The sequence below is a fragment of the Pseudomonas sp. GM84 genome (genome assembly GCF_000282535.1).
In the GTDB taxonomy this organism is placed as follows: Bacteria; Pseudomonadota; Gammaproteobacteria; order Pseudomonadales; family Pseudomonadaceae; genus Aquipseudomonas.
On the sequence record NZ_AKJC01000246.1, the window covers coordinates 19,330 to 30,354 of the forward strand.

The 11,025-nt window shown below is 64.3% G+C and carries 10 protein-coding genes; 9 read left to right on the plus strand and 1 reads right to left on the minus strand.

What is annotated here, in order from left to right:
- The first annotated feature begins 1 nt into the window (after nucleotide 1).
- The 9 genes from murD (at nucleotide 2) to lpxC (ending at nucleotide 10,451) form a co-directional block, all read left to right on the plus strand.
- Nucleotides 2-1,348 (plus strand): UDP-N-acetylmuramoyl-L-alanine--D-glutamate ligase, encoded by a 1,347-nt coding sequence (gene murD / locus PMI38_RS19600; RefSeq protein WP_008097582.1) that lies wholly within the window; start codon nucleotides 2-4, stop codon nucleotides 1,346-1,348.
- Nucleotides 1,345-2,559, plus strand: a complete 1,215-nt coding sequence (gene ftsW, locus PMI38_RS19605) for a putative lipid II flippase FtsW (protein ID WP_008097584.1) — start codon at nucleotides 1,345-1,347, stop codon at nucleotides 2,557-2,559. The genes murD and ftsW overlap by 4 nt, the downstream gene beginning before the upstream one ends.
- Nucleotides 2,549-3,628: an undecaprenyldiphospho-muramoylpentapeptide beta-N-acetylglucosaminyltransferase gene (murG, locus tag PMI38_RS19610; RefSeq protein ID WP_008097586.1), complete on the plus strand. Its 1,080-nt coding sequence runs from the start codon at nucleotides 2,549-2,551 to the stop codon at nucleotides 3,626-3,628. Before ftsW ends, murG begins: the two co-directional genes overlap by 11 nt.
- Complete coding sequence (gene murC, locus PMI38_RS19615; RefSeq protein ID WP_008097588.1) at nucleotides 3,621-5,069, plus strand: UDP-N-acetylmuramate--L-alanine ligase; 1,449 nt, start codon at nucleotides 3,621-3,623, stop codon at nucleotides 5,067-5,069. The genes murG and murC overlap by 8 nt, the downstream gene beginning before the upstream one ends.
- Entirely contained in the window at nucleotides 5,066-6,022 is a 957-nt protein-coding gene (locus PMI38_RS19620) for a D-alanine--D-alanine ligase (protein ID WP_008097590.1), read from the plus strand. Before murC ends, PMI38_RS19620 begins: the two co-directional genes overlap by 4 nt.
- Before the next feature lie 6 nt (nucleotides 6,023-6,028).
- Nucleotides 6,029-6,898 (plus strand): cell division protein FtsQ/DivIB, encoded by an 870-nt coding sequence (locus PMI38_RS19625; protein ID WP_008097593.1) that lies wholly within the window; start codon nucleotides 6,029-6,031, stop codon nucleotides 6,896-6,898.
- Nucleotides 6,899-6,912: 14 nt separating this feature from the next.
- Nucleotides 6,913-8,175, plus strand: a complete 1,263-nt coding sequence (gene ftsA / locus PMI38_RS19630) for a cell division protein FtsA (protein ID WP_008097595.1) — start codon at nucleotides 6,913-6,915, stop codon at nucleotides 8,173-8,175.
- A 55-nt stretch (nucleotides 8,176-8,230) separates the two neighbouring features.
- Nucleotides 8,231-9,427: a cell division protein FtsZ gene (gene ftsZ / locus PMI38_RS19635; RefSeq protein ID WP_008097598.1), complete on the plus strand. Its 1,197-nt coding sequence runs from the start codon at nucleotides 8,231-8,233 to the stop codon at nucleotides 9,425-9,427.
- Between the two features lie 112 nt (nucleotides 9,428-9,539).
- Entirely contained in the window at nucleotides 9,540-10,451 is a 912-nt protein-coding gene (lpxC, locus tag PMI38_RS19640; protein ID WP_008097600.1) for a UDP-3-O-acyl-N-acetylglucosamine deacetylase, read from the plus strand.
- A gap of 47 nt (nucleotides 10,452-10,498) precedes the next feature.
- Here lpxC and PMI38_RS19645 read toward each other — a convergent pair whose 3' ends face one another.
- Nucleotides 10,499-10,954, minus strand: coding sequence for a DUF721 domain-containing protein (locus PMI38_RS19645; protein ID WP_043273978.1), 456 nt, complete (start codon nucleotides 10,952-10,954; stop codon nucleotides 10,499-10,501).
- Nucleotides 10,955-11,025 lie beyond the last annotated feature (71 nt).

Here is an 11,025-nt window from a genome sequence, read left to right on the forward strand (position 1 = left end):
CGTGTCACTGATCGCTTCCGACCAATTCCGCATCGTTGTCGGCCTCGGCAAGAGCGGCATGTCCCTGGTTCGCTTCCTGGCGAACCGGGGCATTGCCTTTGCGGTCGCCGACACCCGCGAGCAACCGCCGGAACTGGAAACCCTGCGCCGTGATTACCCGCAGGTGGAAGTGCGTTGTGGGGAACTTGACGTAGACTTCCTGTGCCGCGCCAACGAGCTGTACGTGAGCCCCGGCCTGGCCCTGGCCACACCGGCCCTGCAGCAGGCTGCGGCACGCGGCGTGAAGCTGTCTGGCGACATCGAGCTGTTCGCCCGTCATGCCAAGGCCCCGATCATTGCCATCAGCGGTTCCAACGCCAAGAGCACGGTGACCACCCTGGTCGGCGAGATGGCAGCCAAGGCTGGCAAGCGTGTGGCCGTCGGCGGCAACCTGGGCACGCCAGCCCTGGACTTGCTCGCGGATGATATCGAGCTGTATGTCATGGAGCTTTCGAGCTTCCAGCTGGAAACCACCGATCAGCTCAACGCTGAAGTGGCCACCGTGCTGAACATCAGCGAAGACCACATGGACCGCTACAGCGGCTTGCCCGCTTATCACCTGGCCAAGCACCGGATCTTCCGGGGTGCCCGTCAGGTGGTGGTCAACCGCCAGGACGCGCTGAGCCGGCCGCTGCCGGTTGAAGGCCGCCCGTGCTGGACCTTCGGTCTCAATGCACCCGACTTCAAGGCCTTTGGCCTGCGCGAAGTCGATGGCGAGAAACACCTGGCTTTCGAGTTCCAGACCCTGATGCCGGCCCGCGAGCTGAAAATCCGCGGCGCGCACAACCAGAGCAACGCCCTGGCCGCCCTGGCCCTGGGCCATGCTGCCGGCCTGCCGTTCGCGCCGATGCTCGAAGCCCTGCGCGAGTTCGCTGGCCTGGTCCATCGTTGCCAGTGGGTACGTGAGCGCAACGGCGTGAACTGGTACGACGATTCCAAGGCCACCAATGTGGGCGCCGCGCTGGCGGCCATCGAAGGCTTGGGCGCGGACATCGAAGGCAAGCTGGTGCTGATCGCCGGTGGCGACGGCAAGGGCGCCGATTTCGCGGCCCTGCGCGAGCCGGTGGCACGCTTCTGCCGCGCCGTGGTACTGCTTGGCCGTGATGCCGAACGCCTGGCCGAAGCGCTGGGCGATGGCGTGCCGCAGGTTCGGGTCAAGACCCTGGATGAGGCCGTCCAGCAATGCGCCGAGCTGGCCCAGCCAGGCGACGCCGTGCTGCTGTCGCCAGCCTGCGCCAGCCTCGACATGTTCAAGAACTTCGAAGAGCGTGGGCGCTTGTTCGCCCAGGCGGCGGGAGGGCTGGCATGATCTTCGGCATCCTCAAGCCCTACCCGTCGCCGCTGATCAGCGGCCGTGGCATCGACCTCGACTTCGCCTTCCTGGCTGGCTGCCTGGCACTGCTCGGCCTGGGGCTGGTGATGATTACCTCGGCGTCCTCGGAAGTGGCCGCGGTACAGTCCGGCAACCCGCTGTACCACATGTTCCGCCACCTGGTTTACGTGTTCATCGGGCTGGTCGCCTGCGGCGCCACCATGCTGGTGCCGATCGCCACCTGGCAGCGCATGGGCTTCATGATGCTGGTCGGCGCCTTCGGCCTGCTGGTGCTGGTGCTGGTACCCGGCATCGGCCGTGAAGTGAACGGCTCGATGCGCTGGATCGGTTTCAGTTTCTTCAACGTTCAGCCTTCGGAAATCGCCAAGGTCTTCGTGGTCATCTACCTGGCGGGCTACCTGGTTCGCCGGCAGACCGAGGTGCGCGAAAGCTGGATGGGCTTCTTCAAGCCGTTCATCGTGCTGCTGCCGATGGCGGGCCTGCTGCTGATGGAACCCGACTTCGGTGCCACCGTAGTCATGATGGGCGCTGCGGCGGCCATGCTGTTCCTCGGCGGGGTGGGGTTGTTCCGCTTCAGCCTGATGGTGGTGCTGGCGGTGGTCGCCGTGTTCGTCCTGGTCCAGGCGCAGCCCTACCGAATGGCGCGCCTGATCACCTTCACCGACCCCTGGTCCGATCAGTTCGGCTCCGGCTATCAGTTGACCCAGGCGCTGATCGCCTTCGGTCGCGGCGAGTGGCTGGGCGTGGGCCTGGGCAACAGCGTACAGAAGCAGTTCTACCTGCCTGAAGCGCACACCGACTTCGTGTTCTCGGTGTTGGCCGAAGAGCTGGGCGTGGTCGGCTCGCTGGTGACCGTCGGGCTGTTCGTCTTCGTCACCGTGCGCGCCTTGTATATCGGCTTGTGGGCCGAGAAGGCCAAGCAGTTCTTTGCCGCCTACATGGCGTTTGGTCTGGCGTTCCTGTGGATCGGTCAGTTCCTGATCAACATCGGGGTGAACGTCGGCCTGCTGCCGACCAAGGGCCTGACCCTGCCATTCCTTAGCTACGGCGGTAGTTCGCTGGTGATCTGCTGCGCTTGCGTGGGCTTGTTGCTGCGCATCGAATGGGAAAGTCGCACGCACCTGGGCAGCGAGGAACACGAATTCAAGGAAAGTGATTTTGCCGAGGAGACCAGTCATGGCCGCTGACGGCAAGAACGTACTGATCATGGCCGGCGGCACCGGGGGCCACGTGTTCCCGGCTCTGGCCTGTGCCCGTGAATTCCAGGCCCGCGGTTACAGCGTGCACTGGCTGGGCACGCCACGTGGCATCGAGAACGAACTGGTGCCCCAGGCAGGCCTGCCGCTGCACCTGATCCAGGTCAGCGGCCTGCGTGGCAAGGGCAAGCTGTCGCTGCTCAAGGCGCCGTTTACCCTGGTCAAGGCCGTGCTGCAGGCACGGCGCATCATTCGCCAGCTCAAGCCGGCCTGCGTAGTGGGCTTCGGCGGCTACGTCACCGGCCCCGGCGGCGTGGCCGCACGCTTGTGTGGCGTGCCGCTGGTGATTCACGAACAGAATGCCCGCGCAGGTACCGCCAATCGGCTGCTGGTGCCGTTGTCGGCGCGAGTCTGCGAAGCTTTCCCCGGCACTTTCCAGGCCAGCGACAAGCTGCGTACCACCGGCAACCCGGTGCGCCCGGAGCTGTTCATGGACGCGCAGCGCGCGCCCTTGGCCGAGCGCCGTGCTCGCCTGCTGGTCATGGGCGGCAGCCTCGGTGCGGAACCATTGAACAAATTGTTGCCTAAGGCCCTGTCCGAGGTGCCTGCAGGCCTGCGTCCCGAGGTGTTCCACCAGGCCGGGAAGAACCACGCGCCGATCACCGCCGAGCGTTATCACGAAGCGGGCGTCGAGGCTCAGGTAGAGCCGTTCATCAAGGACATGGCCCACGCCTATGGCTGGGCCGACATGGTGGTGTGCCGTGCCGGTGCCCTGACCGTCAGCGAACTCGCGGCGGCTGGCCTGCCTTCGATGCTGGTGCCTTTGCCCCATGCGATCGACGACCACCAGACCCACAACGCCCAATATCTGGCTCGGGAAGGCGCCGCCTTCCTCATGCCACAAGCGACAACTGGCGCAGCGCAACTCGCTGAACGCCTGAACGAGGTGCTGATGCAACCCGAGAAACTCAACACCATGGCTGGCACCGCAAGGCGCCTGGCCAAACCTGCTGCAACCAGCACCGTGGTCGATATCTGCCTGGAGGTGGCCCATGGTTGAAAGCCAGAAAGCCATGCCCCAGCCGAAGATGGGCCGCATCCGTCGCATCCACTTCGTCGGTATCGGCGGCGTGGGCATGTGCGGCATCGCCGAAGTGTTGCTGAACCTTGGCTATGAAGTGTCCGGTTCCGACCTCAAGGTCTCGCCGGTCACCGAGCGCCTGGAGTCGTTCGGCGCCGAGATCTTCGTCGGCCACCGTGCCGAGAACGCTGCCAACGCCGACGTGCTGGTGGTTTCCAGTGCCATCAACCCGGCCAACCCGGAAGTCGCCACCGCCCTCGAGCGGCGTATTCCGGTGGTGCCGCGCGCCGAGATGCTCGCCGAGCTGATGCGCTATCGCCATGGCGTGGCGGTGGCCGGCACCCACGGCAAGACCACCACCACCAGTCTGCTCGCCTCGGTGTTCGCTGCAGGTGGCCTGGACCCGACTTTCGTCATCGGTGGCCGCCTGACCGCCGCCGGCACCAACGCGCAGCTGGGCACCAGCCGTTACCTGATCGCCGAGGCCGACGAGAGCGACGCCAGTTTCCTGCACCTGCAGCCGATGGTTGCCGTGGTCACCAACATCGACGCCGACCACATGGCCACCTACGAAGGTGACTTCAACAAGCTGAAGAAAACCTTCGTCGAGTTCCTGCACAACCTGCCGTTCTACGGCCTGGCCGTGATGTGCCTGGACGATCCGGTGGTGCGCGAGATCCTGCCACAGGTCAAGCGCCCGACCGTCACCTACGGTTTCAGCGATGAGGCCGATATCCGCGCCATCAATGTGCGTCAGCAGGGCATGCAGACCCACTTCACCGTGCTGCGCCGTGACCGCGAGCCGCTGGACGTCTCGGTGAACATGCCCGGCAACCACAACGTGCTCAATGCCTTGGCTACCATCGCCATCGCTACCGACGAAGGCATCAGCGACGAAGCCATCGTCCAGGGCCTGTCCGGCTTCCAGGGCGTCGGCCGACGCTTCCAGGTCTACGGCGAGCTGCCGGTCGAAGGCGGCAGCGTGATGCTGGTCGACGACTACGGCCACCACCCGACCGAAGTGGCGGCAGTGATCAAGGCCGTGCGTGGCGGGTGGCCGAGCCGCCGCCTGGTCATCGTCTACCAGCCGCACCGCTACAGCCGCACCCGCGACCTGTACGACGATTTCGTGCAGGTGCTGGGCGATGCCAACGTGCTGCTGCTGATGGAGGTGTACCCGGCCGGCGAAGAGCCGATCCCGGGCGCCGACAGCCGCCAGCTGTGCCACAGCATCCGCCAGCGCGGCAAGCTCGACCCGATCTACATCGAACGTGGCGCGGAGCTCGCGCCGCTGGTCCAGCCGCTGCTGCGCGCCGGCGACATCCTGCTGTGCCAGGGCGCCGGTGATGTCGGTGGCCTGGCCCCGCAACTGATGAAAAGCCCGCTGTTCGCAGGCGCCAAGCAGGAGAAGTCGAAATGACCAGCGCCTACGACAAGCTGCATTCCACCCTCGATGCGAAAGCCTTCGGCCGCGTTGCCGTGCTTTACGGTGGCAAGAGTGCCGAGCGTGAGGTGTCGCTGAAATCCGGCGCCGCCGTGATCGATGCACTGACCACCGCCGGTGTCGACGTTGTCGCCATCGATGTGGGCGACGACCTGTTGGCCCGCCTGCAAAGCGAGAAGATCGACCGCGCCTTCATCATCCTCCACGGCCGTGGCGGTGAGGACGGCAGCATGCAAGGCCTGCTCGAGTGCCTGGGCATCCCTTACACCGGCAGCGGCATCCTCGCGTCCGCCCTGGCCATGGACAAGCTGCGCACCAAGCAGGTGTGGCAGAGCCTGGGCATTCCGACCCCGCGTCACGCGGTGCTGGCCAGCGAGCACGATTGTATTGCCGCTGGCGCGGAACTGGGCTTCCCGTTGATCGTCAAACCAGCCCATGAAGGTTCCAGCATCGGCATGGCCAAGGTGAACAGCGTGGAAGAGCTGGTCGCCGCCTGGAAGGATGCCGCCAAGTACGATTCGCAAGTTCTGGTCGAGCAATGGATTCACGGCCCGGAGTTCACCATCGCCGTTCTGCGAGGCCAGGTGCTGCCGCCGATCGCCCTGGGTACGCCGCACGTGTTCTACGACTACGACGCCAAGTACATCGCCAATGACACCCAGTACCGCATCCCGTGCGGCCTGGACAGTGTCAAGGAGCAGGAACTGATCGCCCTGACCGCGCGCGCCTGCGATGCCATCGGCATCGAAGGCTGGGGGCGGCTGGACGTGATGCAGGACGAGCAGGGCCGGTTCTGGCTGCTCGAAGTCAACACCGCACCCGGCATGACCGATCATAGCCTGGTGCCCATGGCGGCCCGCGCGGCCGGCCTGGACTTCCAGCAACTGGTGCTGGCGATCCTGGCCGACAGCGTAGCGACGCGAGGTTAACGAACCATGCAAGGCGCAATGATACGTCAGCAGCAACCCGTTACCGGCCGTAGCAAGCCGGTGCCGCGCGGTGCCAGCCGACTGGTGGCTGACGAGCCCGTATCGGCGCGCCTGCCGCGGCCAAGCCTGGGTGGCCTCAAGCGCCTGCTGTGGCCGGTGCTGCTGGTGGCAGCCGGCTTTGGTGCCTACGAGGGCGCTGTCCGGCTGATGCCCTACGCCGACCGGCCCATCAACAAGATCGACGTGCAGGGCGACCTCAGCTACATCAGCCAGCAGTCGGTACAGCAGCGGATCGCGCCCTATGTGGCGGCGAGCTTCTTCAGCGTCGACCTCACGGCGATGCGCGCAGAGCTCGAGCAGATGCCATGGATCGCCCACGCCGAAGTGCGCCGGGTGTGGCCGGACGAGGTGGTGATCCGCCTGGAAGAACAGTTGCCGGTAGCGCGCTGGGGTGATGAGGCCTTGCTCAACAACCAGGGCGAGGCCTTTACCCCGCGCGAGCTGGCCAACTACGAGCACCTGCCGCAGCTGGCCGGGCCGCAGCGCGCTCAGCAACAAGTCATGCAGCAGTATCAGGTATTGAGCCAGATGCTGCGCCCCTTGGGCTTTTCCATCGCTCGCCTGGAGCTGCGCGAGCGGGGCAGCTGGTTCCTGACCACCGGTGCAAGCAGTGCCGGGCCAGGTATCGAGCTGCTGTTGGGGCGCGACCATCTGGTGGAGAAGATGCGCCGTTTCATTGCCATTTACGACAAGACACTCAAAGAGCAGATCACCAACATCGCCCGCATTGATCTGCGTTATTCCAACGGACTTGCCGTTGGTTGGCGGGAACCGAACGCACCGACGACGGCCCAACCCGCCGTTGCGAAGAATTAGAGAGAGACAGGACCATGGCAAACGCGCATAGCGGCAAAATGATCGTCGGGCTGGACATCGGCACCTCCAAGGTGGTGGCGCTGGTGGGTGAAGTGGGCGAAGACGGCACCCTGGAGATCGTGGGGATCGGCACCCATCCGTCCCGCGGCCTGAAGAAGGGTGTGGTGGTGAACATCGAGTCGACCGTGCAGTCGATCCAGCGTGCGGTGGAAGAAGCCCAGCTGATGGCCGGCTGCCGCATCCACTCGGCGTTCGTGGGTGTTGCCGGTAACCACATTCGCAGCCTGAACTCCCACGGCATCGTCGCCATCCGCGACCGCGAGGTCAGCGTGGCTGATCTGGAGCGCGTACTCGACGCCGCCCAGGCCGTGGCCATTCCGGCCGACCAGCGCGTGCTGCACACCCTGCCGCAGGACTACGTGATCGACAACCAGGAAGGCGTGCGCGAGCCGCTGGGCATGTCCGGCGTGCGCCTGGAAGCCAAGGTTCACGTGGTGACCTGTGCAGTCAATGCTGCACAGAACATCGAAAAATGCGTGCGCCGCTGCGGCCTGGAAATCGACGACATCATCCTCGAGCAACTGGCCTCGGCCTATTCGGTGCTGACCGACGATGAAAAAGAACTGGGCGTGTGCCTGGTGGACATCGGTGGCGGTACCACCGACATCGCCATCTTCACCGAAGGCGCCATCCGCCACACCGCGGTGATCCCGATTGCCGGCGACCAGGTGACCAACGACATCGCCATGGCGCTGCGTACGCCAACCCAGTATGCCGAGGAAATCAAGATCCGTTACGCCTGCGCCCTGGCCAAGCTGGCCGGTGCCGGTGAAACCATCAAGGTGCCGAGCGTAGGCGACCGTCCGCCGCGCGAGCTGTCGCGCCAGGCCCTGGCCGAGGTGGTCGAGCCACGTTACGACGAGCTCTTCACCCTGATCCAGGCCGAGCTGCGCCGCAGCGGCTACGAGGACCTGGTGCCAGCCGGCATCGTCCTCACCGGCGGCACCGCAAAAATGGAAGGCGCCGTTGAACTGGCCGAGGAAATCTTCCACATGCCGGTACGCCTCGGCGTACCGCACAGCGTTCGGGGGCTGAGCGACGTGGTGCGCAACCCGATCTATTCCACCGGCGTGGGCCTGCTCACCTACGGCCTGCTGAAGCAGTCCGAGGACATGGTACTGACCGGTAACAGCAACAGCAGCAACAACAGCTATGGCGATGAACCGAAGGCCCCAGTGCTTGAACGCTTCAAGCGGTGGGTCCAGGGCAACTTCTAAGTTTCAAAGCAGTAGTGGTAGGCGCGACAACTAGAGAACTGTAAGGAGAGGGAAAATGTTCGAGCTCGTAGACAACGTCCCGCAAAGCCCGGTCATCAAGGTGATCGGCGTCGGCGGTGGCGGCGGCAACGCCGTCAACCACATGGTGAAGAGCAGCATCGAAGGCGTCGAATTCATCTGCGCCAACACCGATGCCCAGGCGCTGAAAAGCATCGGCGCACGCACCATCCTGCAACTGGGTACCGGCGTGACCAAAGGTCTGGGTGCCGGTGCCAATCCGGAAGTCGGCCGCCAGGCCGCGCTGGAAGACCGTGAGCGCATCGCCGAGGTGCTGCAGGGCACCAACATGGTGTTCATCACCACCGGCATGGGCGGCGGTACCGGTACCGGTGCGGCGCCGATCATCGCCGAAGTGGCCAAGGAAATGGGCATCCTCACCGTTGCGGTGGTGACCCGTCCGTTCCCGTTCGAGGGTCGCAAACGTATGCAGATCGCCGATGAAGGCATCCGCATGCTGGCCGAGAGCGTCGACTCGCTCATCACCATCCCCAACGAGAAACTGCTGACCATCCTGGGCAAGGATGCCAGCCTGCTGTCCGCCTTCGCCAAGGCTGACGATGTGCTGGCCGGTGCCGTTCGCGGTATCTCCGACATCATCAAGCGCCCGGGCATGATCAACGTCGACTTCGCCGACGTGCGCACCGTGATGGGCGAGATGGGCATGGCGATGATGGGTACCGGTTGCGCCAGCGGCCCGAACCGTGCTCGCGAAGCCACGGAAGCGGCGATTCGCAATCCGCTGCTCGAAGACGTCAACCTGCAGGGCGCCCGCGGCATCCTGGTGAACATCACCGCAGGCCCTGATCTGTCGCTGGGTGAGTACTCCGACGTGGGTAGCATCATCGAAGCCTTCGCCTCCGACCACGCGATGGTCAAGGTCGGCACCGTGATCGACCCGGACATGCGCGACGAACTGCACGTGACCGTGGTAGCCACCGGTCTGGGCGCGCGCATCGAGAAGCCTGTCAAGGTAGTCGACAACACCCTGCAGACCGCTCAGCAGGCTTACGAGGCCTCTAACCCGGCCCCGTCCCGCCAGGAGCAGCCAGCAGTCAACTACCGTGACCTGGAGCGCCCGACCGTCATGCGCAACCAGGCGCATGCAGGTGCCGCTGCGGCAGCTAAACTCAACCCTCAGGATGACTTGGACTACCTGGATATCCCGGCCTTCCTGCGTCGTCAGGCCGATTAATGGAATTTATCAGGGGTATAAGGGTGATTGGTATTCAGCAAAGGCCGGGTCTGTTATCATCCCTAGCCTTTGTTGATACCTGTTCGCAATTAGCGCTGAAGCGGCCAATGCCATGATTAGACAACGCACCCTGAAGAATACCATCCGTGCCACAGGCGTCGGCCTGCACTCCGGGGAGAAGGTCTACCTGACCCTCAAGCCTGCGCCTGTCGATGCCGGCATTGTTTTCCGTCGCGCCGACCTCGACCCTGTGGTCGAAATCCCGGCGCGCGCCGCCAATGTCGGTGAGACCACCATGTCCACCACGCTGGTCAACGGTGACGTCAAGGTCGATACGGTCGAGCACCTGCTTTCCGCCATGGCGGGCCTGGGCATCGATAACGCCTACGTCGAGCTCTCCGCCTCGGAAGTGCCGATCATGGATGGCAGCGCCGGTCCCTTTGTATTCCTGATTCAGTCTGCTGGCCTGGAAGAACAGGACGCAGCCAAGAAGTTCATCCGCATCCTGCGCGAAGTGACGGTGGAGGACGGCGACAAGCGCGCTACCTTCCTGCCTTTCGAAGGATTCAAGGTGAGCTTCGAGATCGACTTCGATCACCCGGTCGTCAGCGGCCGTACCCAGAGTGCCAGCGTCGACTTCTCCAGCACCTCGTTCGTGAAGGAAGTCAGCCGCGCTCGCACCTTCGGCTTCATGCGTGACATCGAGTACCTGCGCAAGCACAACCTTGCGCTGGGCGGCAGTGTCGAAAACGCCATCGTGGTCGACGAAGACGGCGTGCTGAACGAAGACGGCCTTCGCTATGAAGACGAATTCGTCAAGCACAAGATCCTCGACGCCATCGGCGACCTCTATCTGCTGGGCAACAGCTTGATCGGCGAGTTCAAGGGCTACAAGTCCGGGCACGCGCTGAACAACCAGCTGCTGCGCAAGCTCATTGCTGAAACCGATGCCTGGGAAGTGGTCACTTTCGAAGATGCCAGCACGGCACCGATCTCGTACATGCGCCCTGTTGCGGCCGTGTAAGTTCGAACACTCTCTAGTTCATTGAGGCCACCTTCGGGTGGCCTTTTTTATTTGCTGCCCTTGGCGTGGGCGGCCAAGCGTTCAAGGGCTTCGCGCAACTTGGGGTCGGCAATGCCCTCGGCGGAATCGCGAATGCTTTCGGCGGCATTGACCGACAACGCCGTGGTGTTGCCGCCACGCTTGGCCGGCACCAGCGGCGGCTGCACCTTGTACAGGATGCGCTGCAGGTTGCCGAACGCTTCCAGGGCCTGGAGCTGGCGCATCAGGCGTTTCTGCTGGTAGCGCAGTCGAGTGGCCCAGTGCCCGTCGGTGACCACCAGCAACAAGGTGCCATCACGCCAGGAGGCCACATGGCAGTGCTCGCGGGCAGCCGGTTGCAACTGGCTTTCCAGCAGGCGTTGCAGGTGGGCCAGTCGTTCGGCCTGGTTGAGCAGCAGGCGCAATGGGCGAACCTGGCGCAACAGGGCGGACGGCGGCTGGGCAGGGGAGGGTTTGAAGGCCATGGGGGTACGCATGAGGTTACAAGATTGGCAGTTTAACATCTCTGGTGACGGTACCGGCCCTATCGCCGGCA

What these genes read in the sequence shown, in the direction of transcription:
- ftsA (WP_008097595.1), top strand. Translation starts at nt 6,913, where the DNA reads ATGGCAAACGCGCATAGCGGCAAAATGATCGTCGGGCTGGACATCGGC.
- murG (WP_008097586.1), top strand. Translation starts at nt 2,549, where the DNA reads ATGGCCGCTGACGGCAAGAACGTACTGATCATGGCCGGCGGCACCGGG.
- PMI38_RS19625 (WP_008097593.1), top strand. Translation starts at nt 6,029, where the DNA reads ATGCAAGGCGCAATGATACGTCAGCAGCAACCCGTTACCGGCCGTAGC.
- ftsZ (WP_008097598.1), top strand. Translation starts at nt 8,231, where the DNA reads ATGTTCGAGCTCGTAGACAACGTCCCGCAAAGCCCGGTCATCAAGGTG.
- PMI38_RS19645 (WP_043273978.1), bottom strand. Translation starts at nt 10,954, where the DNA reads ATGGCCTTCAAACCCTCCCCTGCCCAGCCGCCGTCCGCCCTGTTGCGC.
- ftsW (WP_008097584.1), top strand. Translation starts at nt 1,345, where the DNA reads ATGATCTTCGGCATCCTCAAGCCCTACCCGTCGCCGCTGATCAGCGGC.
- lpxC (WP_008097600.1), top strand. Translation starts at nt 9,540, where the DNA reads ATGATTAGACAACGCACCCTGAAGAATACCATCCGTGCCACAGGCGTC.
- murC (WP_008097588.1), top strand. Translation starts at nt 3,621, where the DNA reads ATGGTTGAAAGCCAGAAAGCCATGCCCCAGCCGAAGATGGGCCGCATC.
- PMI38_RS19620 (WP_008097590.1), top strand. Translation starts at nt 5,066, where the DNA reads ATGACCAGCGCCTACGACAAGCTGCATTCCACCCTCGATGCGAAAGCC.